Source organism: Lysinibacillus sp. FN11 (assembly GCF_024628845.1).
GTDB lineage: Bacteria > Bacillota > Bacilli > Bacillales_A > Planococcaceae > Lysinibacillus > Lysinibacillus capsici.
Genome location: NZ_CP102383.1, coordinates 1,098,529 through 1,119,692 on the forward strand (window position 1 = coordinate 1,098,529; position 21,164 = coordinate 1,119,692).

General features: G+C 36.8%; 28 protein-coding genes. 26 read left to right on the forward strand and 2 right to left on the reverse strand.

Annotated features, from left to right (window positions below; all coding sequences use genetic code 11):
* Window position 1 precedes the first annotated feature (1 nt).
* The 21 genes from NP781_RS05700 to NP781_RS05800 all read left to right on the forward strand — a co-directional run bounded on the left by NP781_RS05700 (window position 2) and on the right by NP781_RS05800 (window position 14,165).
* The gene (locus NP781_RS05700; RefSeq protein ID WP_257522500.1) at window positions 2–352 is read left to right on the forward strand and encodes a DUF2577 domain-containing protein; all 351 of its coding nucleotides are present in this window, start codon (window positions 2–4) and stop codon (window positions 350–352) included.
* Window positions 352–762: a DUF2634 domain-containing protein gene (locus tag NP781_RS05705; protein ID WP_257521706.1), complete on the forward strand. Its 411-nt coding sequence runs from the start codon at window positions 352–354 to the stop codon at window positions 760–762. Before NP781_RS05700 ends, NP781_RS05705 begins: the two co-directional genes overlap by 1 nt.
* Window positions 762–1,823: a baseplate J/gp47 family protein gene (locus NP781_RS05710; protein ID WP_257521707.1), complete on the forward strand. Its 1,062-nt coding sequence runs from the start codon at window positions 762–764 to the stop codon at window positions 1,821–1,823. The genes NP781_RS05705 and NP781_RS05710 overlap by 1 nt, the downstream gene beginning before the upstream one ends.
* Window positions 1,816–2,481 carry a YmfQ family protein gene (locus NP781_RS05715; RefSeq protein ID WP_257521708.1) on the forward strand — a complete coding sequence of 222 codons (666 nt, stop codon included), beginning with the start codon at window positions 1,816–1,818 and terminating at the stop codon, window positions 2,479–2,481. The genes NP781_RS05710 and NP781_RS05715 overlap by 8 nt, the downstream gene beginning before the upstream one ends.
* Complete coding sequence (locus tag NP781_RS05720) at window positions 2,478–2,786, forward strand: hypothetical protein (protein ID WP_257521709.1); 309 nt, start codon at window positions 2,478–2,480, stop codon at window positions 2,784–2,786. The genes NP781_RS05715 and NP781_RS05720 overlap by 4 nt, the downstream gene beginning before the upstream one ends.
* Entirely contained in the window at window positions 2,779–3,384 is a 606-nt protein-coding gene (locus NP781_RS05725) for a hypothetical protein (RefSeq protein ID WP_257521710.1), read from the forward strand. Before NP781_RS05720 ends, NP781_RS05725 begins: the two co-directional genes overlap by 8 nt.
* Window positions 3,385–3,386: 2 nt before the next feature.
* Window positions 3,387–4,967: an Ig-like domain-containing protein gene (locus NP781_RS05730; RefSeq protein ID WP_257521711.1), complete on the forward strand. Its 1,581-nt coding sequence runs from the start codon at window positions 3,387–3,389 to the stop codon at window positions 4,965–4,967.
* The gene (locus NP781_RS05735) at window positions 4,968–5,219 is read left to right on the forward strand and encodes a hypothetical protein (RefSeq protein WP_257521712.1); all 252 of its coding nucleotides are present in this window, start codon (window positions 4,968–4,970) and stop codon (window positions 5,217–5,219) included. It abuts the gene before it with no gap.
* On the forward strand, window positions 5,212–5,361 hold the full coding sequence (locus NP781_RS05740) for a hypothetical protein (RefSeq protein ID WP_257521713.1): 150 nt from the start codon (window positions 5,212–5,214) through the stop codon (window positions 5,359–5,361). Before NP781_RS05735 ends, NP781_RS05740 begins: the two co-directional genes overlap by 8 nt.
* A 117-nt stretch (window positions 5,362–5,478) precedes the next feature.
* Window positions 5,479–5,709, forward strand: a complete 231-nt coding sequence (locus NP781_RS05745; RefSeq protein ID WP_257521714.1) for a hemolysin XhlA family protein — start codon at window positions 5,479–5,481, stop codon at window positions 5,707–5,709.
* A gap of 11 nt (window positions 5,710–5,720) precedes the next feature.
* Window positions 5,721–5,984, forward strand: coding sequence for a phage holin (locus tag NP781_RS05750; protein ID WP_257521715.1), 264 nt, complete (start codon window positions 5,721–5,723; stop codon window positions 5,982–5,984).
* A complete protein-coding gene (locus NP781_RS05755; RefSeq protein ID WP_257521716.1) occupies window positions 5,981–6,652 on the forward strand; it encodes a M15 family metallopeptidase in 672 nt (223 codons plus the stop codon). Before NP781_RS05750 ends, NP781_RS05755 begins: the two co-directional genes overlap by 4 nt.
* A 144-nt stretch (window positions 6,653–6,796) precedes the next feature.
* On the forward strand, window positions 6,797–7,483 hold the full coding sequence (locus NP781_RS05760; RefSeq protein ID WP_257521717.1) for a hypothetical protein: 687 nt from the start codon (window positions 6,797–6,799) through the stop codon (window positions 7,481–7,483).
* Window positions 7,476–7,895 carry a hypothetical protein gene (locus NP781_RS05765; protein WP_257521718.1) on the forward strand — a complete coding sequence of 140 codons (420 nt, stop codon included), beginning with the start codon at window positions 7,476–7,478 and terminating at the stop codon, window positions 7,893–7,895. Before NP781_RS05760 ends, NP781_RS05765 begins: the two co-directional genes overlap by 8 nt.
* A gap of 104 nt (window positions 7,896–7,999) precedes the next feature.
* Window positions 8,000–8,272: a YolD-like family protein gene (locus NP781_RS05770; RefSeq protein WP_257521719.1), complete on the forward strand. Its 273-nt coding sequence runs from the start codon at window positions 8,000–8,002 to the stop codon at window positions 8,270–8,272.
* Window positions 8,273–8,287: 15 nt separating this feature from the next.
* Complete coding sequence (locus tag NP781_RS05775; protein ID WP_257521720.1) at window positions 8,288–8,626, forward strand: YolD-like family protein; 339 nt, start codon at window positions 8,288–8,290, stop codon at window positions 8,624–8,626.
* Window positions 8,619–8,966 carry a YhjD family protein gene (locus tag NP781_RS05780; RefSeq protein WP_257521721.1) on the forward strand — a complete coding sequence of 116 codons (348 nt, stop codon included), beginning with the start codon at window positions 8,619–8,621 and terminating at the stop codon, window positions 8,964–8,966. Before NP781_RS05775 ends, NP781_RS05780 begins: the two co-directional genes overlap by 8 nt.
* 67 nt (window positions 8,967–9,033) lie before the next feature.
* Window positions 9,034–9,936, forward strand: a complete 903-nt coding sequence (locus tag NP781_RS05785; protein WP_257521722.1) for an ATP-dependent DNA ligase — start codon at window positions 9,034–9,036, stop codon at window positions 9,934–9,936.
* A gap of 133 nt (window positions 9,937–10,069) precedes the next feature.
* Entirely contained in the window at window positions 10,070–11,056 is a 987-nt protein-coding gene (locus NP781_RS05790; RefSeq protein ID WP_257521723.1) for a tyrosine-type recombinase/integrase, read from the forward strand.
* Between the two features lie 234 nt (window positions 11,057–11,290).
* Entirely contained in the window at window positions 11,291–12,844 is a 1,554-nt protein-coding gene (locus NP781_RS05795) for a CocE/NonD family hydrolase (protein ID WP_257522501.1), read from the forward strand.
* A gap of 22 nt (window positions 12,845–12,866) precedes the next feature.
* A complete protein-coding gene (locus NP781_RS05800) occupies window positions 12,867–14,165 on the forward strand; it encodes an MFS transporter (protein ID WP_257521724.1) in 1,299 nt (432 codons plus the stop codon).
* Between the two features lie 130 nt (window positions 14,166–14,295).
* Here the strand turns inward: NP781_RS05800 and NP781_RS05805 are convergent, their stop codons facing one another.
* Entirely contained in the window at window positions 14,296–16,116 is a 1,821-nt protein-coding gene (locus tag NP781_RS05805; RefSeq protein ID WP_257521725.1) for a sensor domain-containing diguanylate cyclase, read from the reverse strand.
* A gap of 175 nt (window positions 16,117–16,291) precedes the next feature.
* Here NP781_RS05805 and NP781_RS05810 point away from each other — a divergent pair, with 175 nt between their 5' ends.
* The 5 genes from NP781_RS05810 to NP781_RS05830 all read left to right on the forward strand — a co-directional run bounded on the left by NP781_RS05810 (window position 16,292) and on the right by NP781_RS05830 (window position 19,543).
* A complete protein-coding gene (locus NP781_RS05810; RefSeq protein ID WP_257521726.1) occupies window positions 16,292–17,059 on the forward strand; it encodes an isocitrate lyase/PEP mutase family protein in 768 nt (255 codons plus the stop codon).
* A 25-nt stretch (window positions 17,060–17,084) separates the two neighbouring features.
* A complete protein-coding gene (locus NP781_RS05815) occupies window positions 17,085–17,642 on the forward strand; it encodes a bifunctional transcriptional activator/DNA repair enzyme AdaA (RefSeq protein WP_257521727.1) in 558 nt (185 codons plus the stop codon).
* Window positions 17,643–17,656: 14 nt separating this feature from the next.
* Entirely contained in the window at window positions 17,657–18,571 is a 915-nt protein-coding gene (locus NP781_RS05820; protein ID WP_257521728.1) for a DNA-3-methyladenine glycosylase family protein, read from the forward strand.
* Window positions 18,558–19,043, forward strand: a complete 486-nt coding sequence (locus NP781_RS05825; protein ID WP_221680634.1) for a methylated-DNA--[protein]-cysteine S-methyltransferase — start codon at window positions 18,558–18,560, stop codon at window positions 19,041–19,043. The genes NP781_RS05820 and NP781_RS05825 overlap by 14 nt, the downstream gene beginning before the upstream one ends.
* A gap of 182 nt (window positions 19,044–19,225) precedes the next feature.
* Window positions 19,226–19,543, forward strand: a complete 318-nt coding sequence (locus tag NP781_RS05830) for a DUF378 domain-containing protein (protein ID WP_004232735.1) — start codon at window positions 19,226–19,228, stop codon at window positions 19,541–19,543.
* A 92-nt stretch (window positions 19,544–19,635) separates the two neighbouring features.
* Here the strand turns inward: NP781_RS05830 and NP781_RS05835 are convergent, their stop codons facing one another.
* A complete protein-coding gene (locus NP781_RS05835) occupies window positions 19,636–21,156 on the reverse strand; it encodes a CoA-acylating methylmalonate-semialdehyde dehydrogenase (protein WP_221680635.1) in 1,521 nt (506 codons plus the stop codon).
* Window positions 21,157–21,164: the final 8 nt, after the last annotated feature.

The following is a 21,164-nucleotide window of genomic DNA, read 5'->3' on the forward strand; positions in this document are numbered from 1 at the left end:
CATGGAAGACATTTTAAAAGAAATTCAGAAGCTAGTCCTTGGTGTTATCAATGCTCAAAAGCTCTCTACGGTTGTGTATGGTACTGTTTTAAGTGTAAGTCCGTTGGAGGTTCAAATTGACCAAAAACTTACTCTAAAAGAAGAACAGTTAAAGCTCACTCGTGCTGTGATGGATTATGAAGTAGAAATAACAGTTGACCATGAAACGGAAGAAACAGACGGCCATATCCACGAATATAAAGGCCGAAAGAAGATTAAAATCCACAATGGTCTTATTGAAGGTGACAAGGTGACTATGATTCGTGCTCATGGCGGTCAACAGTACTTAATTATCAATAAAGAGGTGGTTTGATGATTCCACAAAATATTTTGGATGAAGAGTTAACAGCGGATTTCGAAGAAGTGGTCCAACCCTCTCGCACCTACAAATTAGATTTAGAACGAAAGCGTATTGTCGGTTATTGTGATGGACGAGAAGCCATTGAACAGGCTATCTATAAAGCATTAAGTACAGAGCGCTATGATCATTTAATTTACACATGGAACTACGGTGCCGAAATAGCAAAACTGTTTGGTCAGCCTATTCCGTATGTATACAGTGAATTAAAAAGACTTATAACCGAAGCGTTAACACACGATGATCGAATCGACAGTGTTGATGCTTTTTCTTTTAGTCACGTAAAGAATAAAGTACATGTGCAATTTACAGCTCATACAATAGCAGGCGAAATTGAAATAACAAAAGAGGTGGCGGTTTCTTAATGTTTGAGCATATTACGCAGGAGCAATTACTAGATGATGCACTAGAAATGGTGAAATCAAACGTAGACAAGCGAGAAGGTTCAATTATCTGGGATGCACTTTCACCTCACACTATACAGTTATATGAGCTATATCTTTCTATGGAAGGTATGCTACAAGAAATGTTTGGTGATACAGCATCTAGAGAATTTTTAATTCGCTTATGTAAAGATAGAGGTATATCACCCTATTCTGCTGAAAAGGCAATCTTAAAAGGAATATTTAATTTAGACGTACCTATTGGAAGCCGTTTTTCGTTAGATATTCACAATTACACCGTTACTGAAAAAATCAGTTTCGGTGTTTTTAAATTGGAATGTGAAACGCCAGGAATGATTGGTAACAATTATTTCGGTCCATTAATTCCAATTGAATATATAGACGGATTAACAAATGCTGAATTAACTGAATTATTAATACCTGGTGAAGATGAGGAAGATACAGAAAGCTTGCGAAAACGGTATTTAGACAGTTTTGAAGCATTAGCTTATGGTGGAAACCGAAAAGATTATTTGGATAAAGTTCATAAACTTCAAGGTGTGGGTGGTGTAAAGGCTTACCGCATAAGAGAAGGAATTTACAATGCGAAATTGGTTGTTTTAGATGCAACTTACAATGTCCCTTCACCAACATTGCTAGAATCATTGCAGACTGATATAGACCCAGTAACCAATCAAGGTGAGGGGTTAGGTATTGCGCCAATCGGACATACCGTATTAGTTGAAGGTGTAAGTAATACAGTAATTAATATTAACTTCCCTAACATCACTTTTGATGAGGGGTTTGAATGGGCAGATGTTGAAATAGATGTACAACAAATGGTAGATGATTATTTGCTTGAGCTTAAAAAGAGTTGGGAAGATTTATCACCACTTATTTTACGAATAGTACATTTAGAATCTCGAATGCTTGAAATCAATGGAATAATTGATGTGCAAAATACAACCATTAACGGAACTGCAAGTAATTTCACTTTAGACAACGATTCTATTCCAAAAAGAGGTGAGGTTACTAATGTATGAACCGTTAACAAATGAGATGGATATTTCAAAACTTTACCCAACGACTATTAGTGATTTTGAGGAATTTATTGAAATAGCTAAAGTTGAAAACACTAATTTTAATCGGGTTAAAATTGAGTTATTACAACTATTTTCTATGCGATTTGTAAACGCAACAGACGAAATAGGTATTGCTCGTTGGGAGAAAATGTTGAAGTTAAAACGACGTCCATCAGATACACTTGAAACCCGTCGAATGAAAGTTCTTTCAAAAATTAATAACAAACTCCCTTACACTTGGCGTTCGTTACAACAATTACTGAATTCTATTTTTGGTGAGGGTAATTATCAAATCAACTTAGACCCACAAGAGTACATTTTAGAATTGTTGTTACCGAGTGAACAGAATTATTATCGTGAAGTATCGGAAATTTTAGAGCCTATGATTCCTTTGAATATTTATATGATAATTGCAGAGGGGATTTTAAAAGACGTAATTCAGATGGTAGGAGGATCATATTCATGGACGTTACCAACAAAAATTTGTGGCCGATTTAAAACAGCTAAAACCCACGGCGCATTAGGCAATGAAATATTAAGCGTTTCAAACGATGCTTATGGTTTCGATATGAACAATCGTATTTGTGGCCGATTTAGAGCAGGAGGTGTGAGGAATTGAATGAAATACAACCATTGATGATAGATTTAACTCAGCAATTTTTAAGTAATCTTGTAGCAGGAGCCAAGGTAACGATTGATGGGGTCGTACATGACAAAGAAATCTATCATACTAGCACAAAGTTTGGACTAAGAAAGTACGTAAAGTTATCGATAGAACAAGGCTTGGTAACACGTGCTGCATTGGTAGACAACTACGGTCGTGAGTTGTATGTGAAAACCATGAACTACCAAAAAGGGGTTCAGGGGTATGTGATTGCATTCCCATTGCAGCTCGAAGCAAAGGAAGTGAAAGTAAATGCGTAATCTAATGAATGGTGAAATACCATTGAATTTTAAGAAAAATCCGTATGATCGTACACAATGGCATGATGACGTAACGGACCCAGTAACCGGAGAAGTCATTGAAGATGGCACACCATACATGTCTGAGTATGCTAACAATTTTGAGTGGGGAATCTACAACGCTTATCGTGTTTTAATAGAACACGCTCGTCAAATGCAACGTATACAAGTTCAACTTGAGTTAGATGGACGTGTGCCAGGTAATTCAGGAACATTTAGTGATACGTTAGATGGCAGCTCAAACAAAATCAGTTTGGATAAAGCCTTAACGGACATTATTGAAGCTGTTACAGCTAGCACAACTACCTTAAAAGTAGCTAGTGTTGATGGTTTTACACCATTTACACAGGTCACTATTTTTGATGATGTAAATAATGAAGATGTATTAATTACAGCAATTGATGCAAGTACTAAGACTATCACTGTACAGGCACTTGCTTTTGCGTATAAAAAGGGCTCTAAAGTGGCTCGTAGTAATGTAAATATTGATATTACGAACGCTGAGATGGGTATTGGCTATTGGCATTTATACAATGTGGAATTAGTGGAGGTGGTATAAGAATGGCGTGGGAAAGATTTAAAACAATTCCAGTTACGTTAGGAAAAACTGGTTTAAAAACAAATTTTTATCTATTGGCGCAGCCGTCACAATTACGATTTGTCATATATATTGGCCATGGAGGGGTTGGAGAAAATGAATCTACACAAGTTTTAGTTCCTTACCAGTCATCTGAGTTCGATTACTCTCATTATCGATATCGTTTTACTATATTAAACTATGAAAATTATTTTAACTACTTGAATATAGAAAATTCTTTAACGGAAAACCAAACTATCTATGGTCCTACTACTAACAGCCCTATTCCTGGAACTGGACAAGTCATGAATGTAACATTGATAGTTGAACGAGAATCAAAAAACTCACCTCCAATGTGGCAAAACATCCCGACACAGAGCACAAAAAAAGATCAAAGCATAACGTTGAATCTCGCAAATTACTCTAGTGATGCTGATAATGATGTTTTATCATATACTGCATCGTCAAGCAATACTGACATCGCTACAGCAACTGTATCGGGCAATACGTTATCACTAATAGGTAAAACAATTGGGAATGTCACAATAACTGTCACAGCAAACGATGGAAAATTAACAACATCACAGACATTTACATTGAATGTGACAAATACAGCACCAACGGTATCTGTATCATCGCCCTCTGCAAACGTCACATTGTATGAGAATGATGTTTTTAATATCACAGGTTCAGCTTCTGATGTTAATGCCAATCAATCAGTAACAATATACGCCCAGATTAATTTGGAACAACGTATCGTGCTAGGTATAGGCTTAAGTAATACTCCAATATCTTTTAGCAAGCAGCTCAAATTTAAGGGCGCCAAACTGTATGATGGCGATACCGTCATTACAGGTAATCTTACCGATGGCTTACCACACACTTTAAAAATTTGGGCGCAAGATGGTGATGGTGGACAATCCACAATAGTTGAACGTGCATTTTATGTAGTACCAAATAGACCTCCAATTTTAACAGTGGATGCTGTACAACCAAGTGGCATAATAAATACTGATAAGTTTAAAATCACTGGTACTTCTAGTGACCCAGATGACAATCCATTAACTGCTTCTTATCGTATTAATGGAGGAAACAGCATAGCTTTAGAAATTGTAGAGGGTAAATGGGCTTTTGATATTGCACTCGCTCAATTGCTCATAGGTCAAAATACTATCGTTGTAGAACTAACAGATAGCTATAATTTTAAGGTCAGCAAAACTATTAAATTAAATAAAAACGAAGTAAAAACGCCTATTTTGCAATCTGTCGCTCGATATAAGATTGAGCCTCCGAGGGGATCAGCGAAGGGTGTTTTATTATTTATTGAACGTGACGCAGGGTTGGCAGTAAAAGTCGAGTTATCAATGACTTTGACAGGAGAACAGGAGCAATACATCACCCTCACACCAGTTAATACAGCACCAACTAATAATGACACTATAGAAGATACTTTTGAATACACAGTGTCAGAAGAAAAGCAAAATATTATTCTAAAAATAACGCCATCACGTACAGATTTATCGTTCAATCATAAAATTCACTTAATATCAGGGGCGGTGGACTAAATGCCATTTGAGTACAAAGTACGTAATCCAGACGGATCTATAGGTGCAATGAAAAAATTCGGGATTGAAGAAACAGCAGAGGAAAAGGCTGCTCGTTTAGAGCAAGAAAATAAATTGTTACTTGGTAGCATGATGGAAATGTCATCTTATATGGCAATGCAAGAACAACGTCTACAAGGACAAGAGAATGCAATAATGGAGCTTTCCACATTGATTTCCATGTCGTTACCTGGGGGTGAAAGTGATGTTTAATGAAAACAGCGGCTTAGTAGGAATTTGGTGCAACTTTGTAAAAATGAATCCTGACAAGCGCGAACAGGTACCTAATCTATCTAATTTACGTGAAATTGTTTATAAGAAGTTAGACGAAGGTGAAACGCAAGCAGAAGCTTAGCGTTGTTTTTTATGTTTTTTATAGCTATGAGAGCAATCGAGATGGGCAGCAGTACATGTTACTGTATCTTGATGCATCTCATGGCTTTTTATTTTAGGGCAAAGGATAGGTGAGGGCATGGAAGGATCATATGTAAGTGTCTCAGAACACAATATGTTGAAAGAAAAAGTAAATGCTCATGAGGTTCGAATTTCTATTGCAGAAAACAACATTAAGGATATGAAAGACGATTTGACTGCAATTAAATCCAATACAACTTGGATTGTTCGCTTGATTATTGGTGGAATTGTTACTGGGATTATTACTGGAGCAATAGGAATAATTTTTGCAGCAAATAAAATGTTATAGGAGGAAATAAAATGAAAATCAACTGGAAAGTCCGATTAAAACACAAGCCATTTTTAGTATCATTATTCGCATTTTTGTTATTGCTGGTACAGCAAGTGACAACAGCATTTGGATACAATTTACCTGAGGCAGTTGGCGAACAAGCCACTGCTATTTTTAATACCATTTTAAGCATTTTGATTTTGTTAGGTATTGTCATTGATCCAACCACTAGCGATGTCAGTGATAGTGAACAAGCATTAAAATATAAAAAACCGAAGGATGATGCAAAATGACAAGTGTAACTACTACATGTCGTGACTTAAGCGAATTAACAGCAGCAGCACAAACAGCATGCCGATTACTCTTTCAAGAATGCTACAAGGCAGGCATTGACTTTGTTTTCATCACAGAGACATACCGTAGCCAAGCACGCCAAAATTATCTATATGAGCAAGGTCGAACAAGACCAGGCCAAGTAGTTACCTGGACACGTAACAGTAATCATACATCACGCAGAGCATGGGATATTGCAGTGGCACCGCCTAGAAATCTTTATGATATTTCAACACTTTCAAAAATTGGTGCCATTGCTAAGAAGTTAGGTATTGAATGGGGTGGGTATTGGGAAGCTGGAAAATATGATGCACCTCATTTTGAAATACCTACGAATTGGTCAATGCCTAAAGGTTACAAGTTAGAGGGACAAGTGACTGTACCTACAAGTAGTTCTGTTAAAGTGCAATTGATCAAGGATGATAATAAGCCAATTCTAAATGAAAAGGATGATGATTTTATGAAATTCACAAACGAGACAACTAAAGCAGCAGTACGTGATTACATTAAACAGGCTGTAGATAAAGGGAAAATTGATAAGTCATGGCTTGAAAAATTTGATAAAAGAGAATTAACTACAGGTGATTATGAAGGTTTGAAAATTATTATTAGTCAGCGTAGTAACTAAAATGTACGGACCAGCAAAGCTACTTTAGCTGAGCTGGTCTTTTTTTGTTTTAGAAGGCGTTAACAGAGCGTGAATTATATTTATTGAAAAAAAGAAGGAATTTTGATAAGGTAAATTGAATAATTTAACAAAGGAGGTGACATTTTGTTTACTTCGACAACAGCTAAAGGAGTTGATAATGTTATGATGATTTCCAGTAACCATCGTCAACAACTATCTGCTTGGTTTTTAGAAAAGAATAATTCTCAATTTTTCAGTCAGTTGAAATTGCAGAAATTTTTATTTTTATACGAAATGTTTTCTAAAATTGAAAAAGGTACTGCTGATTTCTCCTCACTAAAAGCTTATAAAAATGGGCCAGTTTACAGTGATGTTTATGGTGATTTTACCTATAGACAAGAAAGTTTTATCGCTGTACTACAGAATCTAGATGTTAGAAATGATGTAGAGGAATATTTAGCAGACTATGCTAATTTCATTGTGTCCATATTAAATGAAGACGAATTATCTGATTTAACACATGAGCTTAATATGTGGAAAGTGCATAGAGGTAATATTCATAGAGGAATACTTCATATACCAATGTATGAAACAGATATTGATTTTTCTGATCATAGTTTCGTAACGGAATTATTCCATATGTATCAAGATATCAATTTAAATGAAGTAGAAGTATTAACGATTAATCAAACTAATTTCGTATTAGAAAAAAATTTAAATCAACAGCTGACAGAAGAGCAGAGATTGGCTTTATTCACAATTGCAGATCAAGAATTAAACAATCCGGTTTTCGTATCTTTAGGAGAGGACGGCGTTCTAGAAATTGATTAATAAGAAAGATGTTGTTAGGATGCGAGTGCCATTTCCGAATATCAGTTCGGCACTCGCCATCTCTGCTCATATGTATGTATGTTTAGAAGACGGTCAAGATAAGCATTTAGCAAAATGCCAAACATATAAACCACATCATTTGCTAAATAATAAAGAACCTTTTAATTACATAATAGAAAATGCCGATGTAACTAGGAATCCTTTCCAAAGAAAGTCGATTATTGATTGTGATAAAAAGTTCGGTATAAGTGGAGTAACAATACCCACTAAAATGAGAACCACGGTTAGACCTGATATATGTGAACCGTTATTTACTGAAGTGGTTGAATTGATGAATGAAAAAAATTCACCAATCCACATATTACCTACAGATGGAATATTAAGTTTAAATAGCGATATAAGCGCGAGATAAATTTATTTTAGGATCTAAAATTTTAGGTCCTTTTTTTATTGCCAAAAACAGAACATTAGTTCTATAATGTATACAAACAAATGTTCTTAAAAGGAGAGGTTTAAATGGCAAAAACAAAAACACCTGCAAAGAAAAAGGAGCCTAAGCACCCAGATCGTGATGAATTCGACTTAGAAGAAATCGCAAACGCATTAACTGAAGCGCTGGAAGAAAATCAAACCAAAGTCTTTAGCATCTATAAACATGATGAAAATCTGGAAGGTACCATAACAAAAATGGATGCTAACACTAAATTAATCCACATAAAAGACAGGTATATGGGCATTCATAAGGTACATTTCTTAGATATTTTAAGTATTTCAGATACTGAATATTAGTGGAGGTTGTTTGTGATGCTAAGAGACCGTGGGAACATGAAATGGACAGCAATGATGCTTCCAGAGCATCTTGTAGAGATTAAGAAGTGGAAAGAGGAACAATTTTACGATAAAAAGCGAGAATTAACAGAGTGGGAACTTGAAGAAATAGAGCAAATCATCCAGCGTGCTTGTAAGATGCAAAAGCTTGTTAAATTAACTTTATGGGATAATCACAAATTGCATAATGAGGTAGGCACAGTCACTGGTACTGACGTTTATAAAAAAGAGTTGTTGTTAGACACTGATTTTTCAATAAAACGCGTTACATTCGATAACATTCAAAAAGCTTCCATAGTAGACGGCGATGATTAAAAGAGAAGATCGCCAAGCACTTTATGAGTATATAAAATTAGATATGGCCATCAAATCATTGCAGCGTGATTATGACAGCTTAACAAATCTGAAAATGGGCAAAGTATACATCAATATTATAGATGCACTTTTAAAGGATATACGAAACGATTATTACAACAAAAAGCGTTATCTTGCTAAACAAAAGATTGAGGTAGTAAGGTGGGTGAAAATAAGTGAGCATTTTAGCGAGGTAACAATACGAACACCTGGCGAGGATGAAGTGCAACAATATGCCAATCAAGCGCTAAAAACCCATACAGAAGAGTTGATATTTAGATATCTAAATGATTACCACTAGTACCTTGATTTACATGTATTTTTGTCTTCTTTGCTATGAGATAATGGTACATGAGGGGGAATAGATAATGTTATTTACTCCAATTAAACCAATGTTACTTCACATGGGTAACAACGATGAAATAAATGATGATCCAAGTTGGATTTACGATATAAAATGGGATGGTTGGCGCATCCTTTTACACAAGCAAGGCGAACGGATAGAGGCTTTCACTCGACATGGTAACAATGTGACAGCTAAGTTTCCTGAACTTCAAGAGATTGGCCGTTCTATTCAGTCACATACTGCAGTTATTGATTGCGAAGGTGTGGTGTTAAGGAATGGTGTATCTGTATTTGATGACTTTGCATATAGGGGTAGGCTCACTAACACAAGCAAGATTGAACAGGCTACTTTAACCCATCCAGCTACTTTTATAACATTCGATGTACTAGCGACTGATACACCTCACACAAACAAGCCATTAATGGAACGGAAAGAAATATTATCTTCAATTATAGAACCATCAAACAGTTTACTTGTCACACCATCAGTTGTAGGGAATGGCAGTAATGTCTTTAAGATAACTAAAGAACGAAACATGGAAGGTATTGTGGGAAAGCGAAGTAACTCCACATACAAAACTAATCATCGATCACATGATTGGTTAAAATATAAGCATTTTAAAATCACAGATGCAGTTATTTTAGGTTATAAGGAAAATCCGTTTACTATGTTGGTTGGTAAACAGTTAAACAATGGTAAATATAAACCACTTGCAAATGTTGAATTCGGGTTCAAGCCTGAAGAAAAAACTGCATTCAGAGAAATAGCTAAACAAATCGTTACCAAGGTTGAGCGAGATGTGAAGTGGATAGAGCCAAGGTTACATTGTAAAGTTCAATATTTAGAGAAAACCGCATCAGGTTCTTTAAGGATTGTATCATTTAAAGGTTTCGATTTTGATAAAATTCCAGAAGCAATAAACTAATAACTAGGCGCTCGAATGAGTACCTGGTTATTTTTTTTTAGGAACGACCTTCATTACTACAGTAATAGCCTCGTCAATTGATTCCGCGATCATTAGCATGACTGATTTTGTTTAGTTAAAGGGGGAAACACTTTTGTCAAAATTACTTTTATTAAATGAAATAATTACAGTAGTGAAAATGGCTTCGAAAGAAATCGAAGAGGTAAAGCTTTCATTATTTTTAGATGACTTATTGACGAACTATAGTATAGAGCCAAAAGATGAAAGACAATATACATCTGATAATGCAGACTATCTATGTATGTACATAAATGCTATTAAGATAGAAAATTATTCTGATACCACTATCACTAATTACCAATATGAATTGAAACGATTTTTGAAGTTTATTAATAAATCACTATTGAAAGTTGAAACAGCAGATATACGAAAATACCTTGCTGAATATGGTCATCTAAAAAGTGGAACAGTGGCCACTAAATTAACAATTATTAGAGCATTTTATGCTTGGTTAGTACGAGAGGAAATACTTTTAAAGAATCCCACACTGAGAATAAAGCAACCAAAAGTTCCTAAACGATTAAGAGAGGGCCTGACAATTGAGGAATTAGAATTAGTGAGAGAGTCATGTGATTCACTACGTCAGCGAGCTTTAATTGAAGTACTCTATAGTACAGCGTGTAGATTAAGCGAGTTAAAGAATTTGAATATAGAGGATATTAACTGGCAGGATATGAGCGCAGTCGTCATCGGAAAAGGAAATAAAGAGAGGAGGGTTTTCTTTAGCTTCAAGGCTTTATATCATCTCAAACGATACTTAAAATCACGAAACGATGAATGTAACGCTTTATTTGTTACCTCTAGACACCCAATTCGAAGATTAACTAATAGGGGAATTCAATATCAGGTAAATAAAATAGAACAGCTTTCACAGGTTGGAAAGCCATTAACACCACATGTCATGCGTCATACATTCGCCACATTGTCTATGGATTCAGGAATTGAATTAACAGATTTACAACATTTGTTGGGCCATGAAGATCCAGCCACCACTTTAAGATACGCACCCGTATCAGAAGAAAGAAAAAAACAAGCTTTTAAAAAATATCATGTTCAATAAATTACACAAGTCACTTTTGTTTAGTGACTTGTATACATACCTGCCTGTGTAATTAAAATATTAAATGTTTAGATTTTAGTTCCCCACAAAGTTCCTCAAATAACTTCATTCTTTTTCTTTTGTTTTCCTACGCATATTTTTGAGTATAAATCAAAACCCCGAGAACACTGACTTTCAAGAGGTTTCACAACAAACATTTCAGCAGATTTCCCGAGTGAGGCATCTAATAATGATATTCACTATAAGGGCGGTTGTTTATTAAACGATAACTTCTGGTGGGGCGCTATTATGTTAGCCTACCAGCTTCGTCCGATTGATCCACATATTGTTGGCGATAGCTGGCGTGATAAATGGATGGAACGATTAGAAAATATGCCTTTGTGGATGGCACAATGGATGGAGCATCAAACAAGAGACGACTATTGGAAACATGGTTCGGTTTGTGAGAATTATAATGACATAGAAATCCCTGTTTTTGCGTTAGATGGCTGGGAAGATTCTTATACAAACACAGTCTTAAGTTTAATGGAAGGGCTTTCTGTTCCTAGAAAAGGCATCATTGGCCCATGGGCACATGTTTATCCACATGATGGCGTGCCAGGTCCAGCAATGGGCTTTCTGCAAGAAGCTGTGAAATGGTGGGATCATTGGTTAAAAGGAATAGACAATGATGTAATGGATGGACCAATGGTGAATGTCTGGGTAGAAGAAAGCATGGAACCATCCGTTAAGAAACCAATCAGCAAAGGCTATTGGGTTGGATTAGAATCGTGGCCAACTGCGGAAGCGGTACAAACAAAGGGATATCAACTGACACATGGCAAACTAGTAGAAAATCGCGGCGATCAAAAAGAGCAAGTTCTCTTGAAAACTCCTCAAAATCATGGTCTTTTATCAGGTGAATGGATGGGAGCTGGCGTATTAGGAGAAAGTCCAGCAGACCAACGATTAGATGATGGGATGGCAATGGTTTTTGAAACGGATAGGCTAGAGAATGCATTAGAGATTGTGGGCTATCCAAAATTTGAAGTGGAATTAATGAGTGACAAACCACATGCAATGCTGTTTGCACAGCTATCAGATGTAGCGCCTAATGGAGCTGTCACACGTGTATCCTATGGCGTGATGAATTTAACACACTTAAATGGGCATGATCGTGTTGACCTGTTAACACCTGGTGAAAAAGTGAAGGCCTTTGTTCAGTTAGATTGCTGTGGACATCAATTTAAAGCAGGGCATCGTTTACGCTTATCCTTAGCGACAACGTTTTGGCCGATGTTTTGGCCAATGCCGGAAGATGCTACATTGACATTGAATCTTGAAACGGCTACCTTATCATTGCCAACCTTCCATGGTCAGCAAGTAGTAGGACCTAATATGAATCCTGAAAGTGCACCGTTAACACCAATCACAACGCTACAAGAAGGAAGAGTCGATCGTTCTATAGCCTATGATATTTTAACAGATACATGGACATGTATTACAGATGGAGTTGGAGGCGTATTTGGTGAAGGCATTTATCGCTTTGATGATATTGATGTCACTGTAGAACATAATTTGAAACGAGAATTAACCTTAACGAATGCTGATCCACTATCTGCTCAGTATACAATCTATCAAAAGATGAAAATTGGTCGTGAAGGCTGGTGGATTGACGCTGATATTACTGTTACCAAAACATCAGATCAGGAAAACTTCCAAATTGTTGGGGAAATGGCCATCAAAGAAAATGACAAACAAGTCTTCCATAAGGAATGGAATCAAAAAATTAAACGTCATGGCTTGTAAATAACATATAAGGGGTAAACATATGGAGGCTAAGTTAAAAAAGAATACAGCTACTTTAGTTATTTTAGCTGTTTCAGGTGCATTAATTTACGCATTGCCTTATTTTAGAAACTACTATTATGATGTCTTTCTGGATGCATTTCATTTAACCAATACACAAATGGGGACACTTGGTAGTGCGTATGGTGTTTGTTGTTTAATTTCCTACATTTTTGGAGGCTTTTGTGCAGATCGTTGGAAAACGAAATATTTATTAACCATTTCTTTAGTAGCCACAGGATTATTAGGGTTTACATTATTATTGTATCCACCCTATCCAGTACTTCTACTAATACATGCTGCTTGGGGAATCACGTCCATTATGACGTTCTGGGGAGCATTAGTAAAAGCGGTTCGTTCTTTAGGCTCTGAAAATGAACAAGGAAAAGCTTTTGGTTTTTTTGAAGGCGGACGTGGTGTAACCAATATTATTCAATCCGCTGTGATTTTAGGAATCTTTGCTTTTTTTGCAAAACATATGAGTGATAAAATGGCTCTCTCAGCAGTGATTACGGTGTATTCTGTCATTTGTCTTTTGTTGGGCCTCATGATTATGATGCTGTATAAAGATCCAGATCAAGCAACTGTCAGTCCAGAAGATAGGGAGAGCAGTAAAACGTTTGATTGGGCAGTCCTTTGGAAAGTGTTGAAGATGCCAACTACTTGGCTTGCGACTATCCTTATCTTTACGTCCTATGCGATGATTATTAGCTATTATTACATTACACCTTATGCAACGGCCGCATTTGGTGCGTCTACGTTAATTGCTGCGGCTTTGGGCTACTTTTCGCAATATTGTCGTCCAATTGGTAGTTTTAGTGCAGGAATCATAGGCGACCGAATTGGTGTGTCGAATATGGTGTTAATCGGCTATATTTTATTAGCGTTTGGTTTAGTAGGGCTCATTTTGTTGCCAGGAAAAGCTTCTTTTATCCTTATGCTTTTAGTGTTCATTGGGATTATCTATACATCTATGTATGCTTTACAAGCGATGCATTTTGCAATTCTAGTAGAAGGCGATTATCCAGTAGAAACAACAGGAACTGTGTCTATGCCACTGATGATAATTGGTTATAGTGGTGAAATCTTTATGCCAATTATTGCAGGAGCCTGTTTAGATTACTGGGGTGGCACTGCGGGCTATAAAGTATTCTTTGGTATTTTATTAGGCTTAGCTATTATAGGATTCATTACTGTAGTCATTTGGCAGCGTGTGACGAAAGAAAAACGCCGAGAAATTGCCTTACAACGAAAGCTTTCGAAGGAACAGGCACTTACTTAATTTAGATAAACAGAGAGCTAACGTTGGTTTCTTCCAAAGCAAAAAAAGGCTGCGAATAGTTTTTTTACTATTTTAGGTGCCGATATATTAATTATTCAAATGTCAATGTGTAAACAAGGACAAAGAGGCGTCAAGGTAATGACGCCTCTGTTTTCGTCTCCGGTTTTGTATGATCTAGTAAAAATTCCACACGATTTCTACCATGGTGTTTGGCCTGATATAAAGCCATGTCACATCTAGATAATAAGGAATGAATTGTATCGCCCATCACAAAGCATGTCACACCAAAGCTTCCTGTTTTGTGACCAACAACTGGAAATGAATGCTGTTCAAGCTGCTGTCTTAGATTTTCAGATAGCTGCACAGCATCCTTTAAATGGGAACATGGGCAAATGACTAAAAACTCTTCACCACCCCATCTACCAACGATGTCCTCAGCTCGTACATTATTTTTCAATAGCTCTGCTACAGTTTGTAATACAATATCGCCTACCTGATGACCATGTTCATCATTAACGGCTTTGAAGTGATCAATATCTAACAGAATCGTAGAAAGAGGTGTTCCATTTCTTTGAGCTTGTTCTAATTCTTTTTCTAATACATCATCTAGGCGTACACGATTTGGAATCTGTGTTAGATGATCTGTGTTAGCTAATACTTCAAGCTTCAGCTTCGCTAATTCAAGCTCTTGGGTGCGAGCGTGTACTTTCTCTTCAAGTTGCTCATTTAACGTTTCTTGCATGATTTGATGCTCTTTCTTGATAATATTGATTTTATCTCCTAATGCTAAAGATAAAAAGATTGATTCAAAAATAGCTCCAATAGCCGGAACCTCCTCAAATATACGTGGATGGAACGGGATCACACTTAAAAAGGCTAGTGCTTGAACGATAATGGAGCCAAGTAAAACCGTCCAACCAATTAGATAAAATCGAGCCATTTTTTGGCCCTTTACTAATACAAAAATGCCTGACAACCATAAAAAAATAAAGACAACAACAGCAAAGCTAGTTGTAAAATTATTGGTGATGGACACATCCGGAATGATAAAGGAGGCCATTAAAGAACAGATCGTAATCCATAAAAGCAATTTCCCTATTTTGTGGAATAGCGGTAGAAATTTTTTTAACTCTAAAAATTGAATGCAGAATAAAAGCATAAATACAAGCAAAAGATTTCCACTGACTGTTAAAGATTTGATAAAGAACGCTTTAGGCAACCATGATCCTAATAATTCAATGTCTAGTGAATTTAACGTAGCTTGATAGAAAATAAAGCTCAGCATATATAAAACATAGAAGAAATATGCTTTGTCTTTTAATGAAAAATATAAAAATAAATTATAAATTAAGAGGGCGGATAAAAAACCATAAAAGATACCTGTTAAAAATTTATATTCGCTGATCTTGTTGATGAAACTGATTTCACTATAAAGATAGGATGTTATACTGAATGGTAATGCTCCGTCTAACTTGAAATAGATTTCACGAATAGCAGGATCATTGATTTGAAATAAATTAGATCGTGAAGGTATCGATTGCTCCCCTAGATTGGCGATTCCTCTTTTTTGTACCTCGTAGGTCCCATCTGCTTTAATGACATACATATTAATGCTATCTAGTTTATCAGTTACCTCTAGCCAATAGGATTTATTTTTATCTATTAAAATATCATCCATGGATAAACGTAACCAAATAGTATCTTCCGTATGCCAGAAGAATGGATACGATTGATTACTAGCAACAAAAGAATGGTCATGAACACCACTCAATAAATCTTCGATAGAGGCCTTTTTGGAAGTGTCTCGAAAAATTTCATAATGCTGTCCTAACACAATAGGATCTAGCAGCTTATCTGTTGGGCTGATTGCACTAACAGGGGGGATGAGAGCGAACATAACTAGGATAATAAGTGTGAATAAATTTATTCTTCTGACTATTTTATTTTCCATGTAAGGGTCATAGCTCCTATTCTACAGTTACTAGATTATATGTAAACAATTGAATAGCCTATTACAAGATATTTGCCACAACATCATTATAGACCATAACAGCAAGATTGAGGACGAAATAAAAGGATAGTTCCTGATAATATAAGGTCTAACAAACAGCATGGAGGCTTATATTATGTCAAAAATTCAGCAATTCTATGATTTACATTTTTCACAAGAGCTATTATTTATTGGGAATGCTTGGGATGTTTTATCAGCATTATCATTAGAAAAGGCAGGCTTTCAAGCAATCGGCACAACAAGCTGGGGCATAGCGAACTCACTTGGCTATGCGGACGGTGAACAAATCGATTTTCAACGACATCTAACAATTATTCAATCCATTACAGAGCAAGTCAACATACCCGTATCAGCAGATATTGAAGCAGGGTATGGCCATGATGAACAAAGTATTATCGACAATGTTTTGAGAACGGCAGATGTGGGAGTAGCAGGGATTAACATTGAAGATTCCCTTAAACATCAAACAGGCTTAAGAAGCATAATTGAACACTGTTATTTATTAACAAACATGAGGAAAGAATTAGATAATCATGGCTATAAAGATTTCTTTATAAATGCTCGAACGGATACGTACTTTCAATTGGAGCAACCATTTGAGGAAACAATAACAAGAGCAAAAGCTTATATTGAGAGCGGAGCAAGTGGTATATTTATCCCAGGCTTAACAGATGCCAATGAAATAAGCACGGTGACTTGTAATATAAATGCGCCCATTAATCTTCTTTCTTTACCTAATTTAACGAATGTCAAGCTGTTAAAAGAATTAGGGGTGAAACGTTTTAGCTTTGGTAATGCACTTTCAGATAAAATAATTGCGCATTTAACACAGCATGCTGCAAAATTATTAAAAGACCAAGATACTTCTGTGTTATATATTTAGTCGATGGGAATGAGGTGAAATAATCATGGACGATGCAGTCAATTTATCATTTGAGGAAAAATGGGAAAAGATTATAACGTGTGATCAAACCTATGATGGGCTTTTTTATACAGCGGTTAAAACTACTAAGATTTATTGTCGTCCTTCCTGTAAATCCAGAAAACCGAAAAAGATGAATGTTGAATTTTATGAAGATATCCAAAAGGTAGAGGCGGCTGGCTATCGGGCATGTAAACGATGTCAGCCTGAAATCGAACATTCCCCACACTCGCAATTGATTAAAAATGTCACGACTTTTATGATGAACGAATATAAACAAAGAGTGACTTTACAGGATATGGCTGAGCATGTTGGCCTCAGTCCCTTTCACCTTGAACGACTATTTAAACAAGAGACTGCTGAGACACCCCGAACGTATTTAGAGAAAATCAGAATTGATAAGGCTGCCCATCTATTAAAACATACCGACTTTACAAATTTAGAGATATGTTATGAAGCTGGCTTTCAAAGTCCATCTAATTTTTATAAAGTTTTTCGACGGATGAAAAATTGTTCACCTACAGAATACCGTAACTTATCGTAACAGGGGGACATGATATGAAATGGACAAACGATGTTGGTTATTTAGTGATCAAGTTACCACAAGCATTTAATTATAGAGAGTGTTTGCAGTTCATAAAGCGCTCACATCACGAAATTCTTCACCATATAAAGGATAATGTGCTCTACAAATTATTGAAGATTGATGAACAGTTTATTTTATGTGAAATAACTGAGCAAGCCCATAAAATAATAGTAACATTTCCAATGAAACAGCCAGCTAGCCATGAACAGGCAATCATCGCAAAATATGTCGCAGAGTGGTTTGATTTAACAAAGGATTTACAGGGGTATTACCAGATGGCTGAAAACGATCAAATCTTAAGTTCACTTGTGAAAAAATATAGCGGATTACGGTTAATCGGGATTCCTGATTTATTTGAAGCATTAGTTTGGGCAATTATTGGTCAACAAATAAATTTATCTTTTGCCTATACGTTAAAAAAGAGATTTGTCGAGCAATTTGGAGAATATATTTACTTTGAAGGGCAAAGCTATTGGCTGTTTCCAACGCCAGAGAGAATAGCTGTTATTGAGGTAGATAATTTGATCAACCTCCAATTTACACGGCGGAAATCAGAATACATTATTGATATTGCCAAAATGATCGCAAGCGGTCAATTGACAAAAGATTTGCTGTGTCAACAAGAGGACTACGAAGCCATGAAAAAAAGATTAATGGACATTCGAGGTATTGGAGCATGGACAGCAGATTATGTGCTTATGAAGTGTCTGCAACAACCGACAGCATTTCCTATAGCAGATGTTGGTCTGCATAATGCTTTAAAAACACAACTAGGCTTAGAACGAAAACCAACAATTGAAGAATTAAAGAACTATGCGGAACATTGGCAAGGCTGGCAAGCTTATGCCACCTTTTATTTATGGAGGTCACTGTATGAAACGGTATAAATTAGATTATCCATCACCAATTGGGATTATAGAAGTTGAGGGAAGTGATACAGCAATTGATGCCATTAACTTTGTAGAGCGAGAGCAAGTCGTCAATGCTCCTCAGCAAGACACACCTGAAGTTTTACTAGAATGTGTTAAGCAATTGCATGAGTATTTTCTAGGTGATCGTCAGGAGTTCTCATTTCCTTATGTTTTTCAAGGTACAGATTTTCAACAAGCTGTTTGGCATGTTTTACAGAGTGTAGGATTTGGTGAAACGGCTTCATATAAGGATATCGCCATTGCTATTAACAATGAAAAAGCTGTAAGGGCTGTTGGTAGTGCGAATGGTAAAAATAATATCAGCATTGTTGTGCCATGTCATCGAATTATCGGCTCCAATGGAACGCTAACAGGTTATGGAGGCGGGATGTGGCGCAAAGAATGGCTGCTTCAGCATGAGCAGACACATAAAAATCCATCCAAGTAACGCCATTCATCAGCGTACGTTATTTCGCCATTTGTACACAGTATAAAAAAGAGGTTATTGCAAAAAATAAGACCGTCAAAACGGCGGTTGTAATGACTAGTCTTTGTCATTTTATCGCTTCTTATGACACCTCCCTGCTAAGAAATATAGCTTGGAGTATTGAAAATAAAGGAGGTGTACACATGAGCGTGCTTTATAGAATCGCCTTAGTACTAGTTATTATAGGTGCAATCAACTGGGGACTCATTGGATTCTTTAGATTTGATTTAGTGGCTTATTTATTTGGTGGACAAACGGCGGTCTTATCTCGTTGGATTTATGCACTCGTTGGTCTTGCTGGGCTAGTTTCGATTCCAATTCTTGTAAAGCGATTTGAAGACGAGGATGATGTGGATACATTCACTCGTATGGATAGAAATCCTAGCTATGGCATGGAGGCTGGGGAAGAAACAGATTTCTCAGAAGTAAGAAAAACGGAAGAGAAAAAAGAGAACAAGTAGTTAAACTGTAAAAACTGATGACCATGTTGGTATGTCAGTTTTTTCAAAATATTCGCGTAGTTATTGACTACGCGAATATTTATTTTTTAGGATTAGTCCTGATTACTTGGAAATGCAAAGGAAGAGGTAACGTCATTCCCTTGTTCTATCCATTTTTCTGAAATGGTTTTCGCTTTTGTGAAGAAACGTACTTGGTCAGGTCCAAACATATACCCCTCACCAAATCTTGAACGTTTCCAGCCACCAAAGTTATGATAACCTACTGGAATAGGAATCGGTACATTGACACCTACCATACCTACTTCAATTTCAGTGGTAAACTTTCGAGCTGCTGCACCATTGTTTGTAAAGATGGTTACACCATTTCCTAATTCATGGGCATTAATAAGGGCTATAGCTTCCTCTAATGTTGCCACGCGGACGACATTCCGTGCAGGTCCAAAAACCTCTTGTTCATAAATTTCCATCCCAGGCTTTACATGATCGAGTAATGTAGGTCCAAGATAGAAACCGTTCGATTGTTTGGCAATTTCCGGATTTCGCCCATCGCAGACCAGTGTTGCGCCTTCTTCTAGGCTACGATCGATATAGCCAATGATGGCATCCTTAGATTGCTGAGTAATGACTGGTCCAAAATCAACTTCGGCATCTGTATAGGGACCCACTTTTAATTTGGCAATTTTATCGGCAAGAATACCCACTAATTTATTGGCTGTATCCTCACCAACAGGAATAATGGTAGACAGTGCCATACAACGCTGGGAGGCAGCTCCATAGGCAGCCCCTAAAAAGGCATTTGCTACATGCTCTAAGTCAGCATCTGGCATAACCACCATATTATTTTTACCTCCCCCTAGTGCTGTGACACGCTTCCCATGTTTAGAGGCTGTAGCATAAATGGCTTCTGCAACTGGCGTAGAGCCTACAAAGGAAATCGCTTCAATGGCTGGATGGCATAACAGCTCATTCACAGCATCTTTGTCCCCATTAATAACAGTCCAAACCCCATCTGGTAAGCCTGCCTCTTTCCACAGCTCTGATAAAAATAATGCGGAGCAAGGAACCCGCTCTGACGGCTTCAGAATCACACAGTTTCCTACAGCCACCGCCATGCTTGTAATTGCTAGCGGTACCATGACAGGGAAATTAAATGGTGAAATAGCCGCTACAATGCCTAATGGTTCTTTCAGAGAATAGGCATTGATATGACCACCAACATTCACCGAATACTCTCCTTTAAGTAAATGTGGAGCATTGATAGCTAAATCAACAGATTCTAACCCGCGAGTAATTTCGCCCTTGGCATCCTCAATCGTTTTGCCACTCTCTGTACAAATCATATCAATTAGTTCATCGATATTTTCTGTTATGAGTTGGCGGAATTTAAGGATAATTTCAGCTCGTTTACCAACTGATAAGGCACGCCAAGCAGGAAAAGCCGCTTGGGCAGCAGCAATCGCCTCCTGTACCTCTTGTTTTGTTGCCAAAGGTACGCGAGCAATGACAGTACCAGTGCTTGGGTTGAATACATCTGAAAACTGTCCGCTTTTCCCTAGAACTGTTTGTCCATTGATAAAATGACCTAAATCCTGTATGTCTGTATTCGTTACCATCTAGTTAT

Excerpts from the sequence above, each read along its gene's own strand:
- NP781_RS05700 (WP_257522500.1), top strand. The coding sequence starts at position 2 with ATGGAAGACATTTTAAAAGAAATTCAGAAGCTAGTCCTTGGTGTTATC.
- NP781_RS05705 (WP_257521706.1), top strand. The coding sequence starts at position 352 with ATGATTCCACAAAATATTTTGGATGAAGAGTTAACAGCGGATTTCGAA.
- NP781_RS05710 (WP_257521707.1), top strand. The coding sequence starts at position 762 with ATGTTTGAGCATATTACGCAGGAGCAATTACTAGATGATGCACTAGAA.
- NP781_RS05715 (WP_257521708.1), top strand. The coding sequence starts at position 1,816 with ATGTATGAACCGTTAACAAATGAGATGGATATTTCAAAACTTTACCCA.
- NP781_RS05725 (WP_257521710.1), top strand. The coding sequence starts at position 2,779 with ATGCGTAATCTAATGAATGGTGAAATACCATTGAATTTTAAGAAAAAT.
- NP781_RS05730 (WP_257521711.1), top strand. The coding sequence starts at position 3,387 with ATGGCGTGGGAAAGATTTAAAACAATTCCAGTTACGTTAGGAAAAACT.
- NP781_RS05735 (WP_257521712.1), top strand. The coding sequence starts at position 4,968 with ATGCCATTTGAGTACAAAGTACGTAATCCAGACGGATCTATAGGTGCA.
- NP781_RS05740 (WP_257521713.1), top strand. The coding sequence starts at position 5,212 with ATGTTTAATGAAAACAGCGGCTTAGTAGGAATTTGGTGCAACTTTGTA.
- NP781_RS05745 (WP_257521714.1), top strand. The coding sequence starts at position 5,479 with ATGGAAGGATCATATGTAAGTGTCTCAGAACACAATATGTTGAAAGAA.
- NP781_RS05750 (WP_257521715.1), top strand. The coding sequence starts at position 5,721 with ATGAAAATCAACTGGAAAGTCCGATTAAAACACAAGCCATTTTTAGTA.
- NP781_RS05755 (WP_257521716.1), top strand. The coding sequence starts at position 5,981 with ATGACAAGTGTAACTACTACATGTCGTGACTTAAGCGAATTAACAGCA.
- NP781_RS05770 (WP_257521719.1), top strand. The coding sequence starts at position 8,000 with ATGGCAAAAACAAAAACACCTGCAAAGAAAAAGGAGCCTAAGCACCCA.
- NP781_RS05775 (WP_257521720.1), top strand. The coding sequence starts at position 8,288 with ATGCTAAGAGACCGTGGGAACATGAAATGGACAGCAATGATGCTTCCA.
- NP781_RS05780 (WP_257521721.1), top strand. The coding sequence starts at position 8,619 with ATGATTAAAAGAGAAGATCGCCAAGCACTTTATGAGTATATAAAATTA.
- NP781_RS05785 (WP_257521722.1), top strand. The coding sequence starts at position 9,034 with ATGTTATTTACTCCAATTAAACCAATGTTACTTCACATGGGTAACAAC.
- NP781_RS05800 (WP_257521724.1), top strand. The coding sequence starts at position 12,867 with ATGGAGGCTAAGTTAAAAAAGAATACAGCTACTTTAGTTATTTTAGCT.
- NP781_RS05805 (WP_257521725.1), bottom strand. The coding sequence starts at position 16,116 with ATGGAAAATAAAATAGTCAGAAGAATAAATTTATTCACACTTATTATC.
- NP781_RS05810 (WP_257521726.1), top strand. The coding sequence starts at position 16,292 with ATGTCAAAAATTCAGCAATTCTATGATTTACATTTTTCACAAGAGCTA.
- NP781_RS05815 (WP_257521727.1), top strand. The coding sequence starts at position 17,085 with ATGGACGATGCAGTCAATTTATCATTTGAGGAAAAATGGGAAAAGATT.
- NP781_RS05820 (WP_257521728.1), top strand. The coding sequence starts at position 17,657 with ATGAAATGGACAAACGATGTTGGTTATTTAGTGATCAAGTTACCACAA.
- NP781_RS05825 (WP_221680634.1), top strand. The coding sequence starts at position 18,558 with ATGAAACGGTATAAATTAGATTATCCATCACCAATTGGGATTATAGAA.
- NP781_RS05830 (WP_004232735.1), top strand. The coding sequence starts at position 19,226 with ATGAGCGTGCTTTATAGAATCGCCTTAGTACTAGTTATTATAGGTGCA.
- NP781_RS05835 (WP_221680635.1), bottom strand. The coding sequence starts at position 21,156 with ATGGTAACGAATACAGACATACAGGATTTAGGTCATTTTATCAATGGA.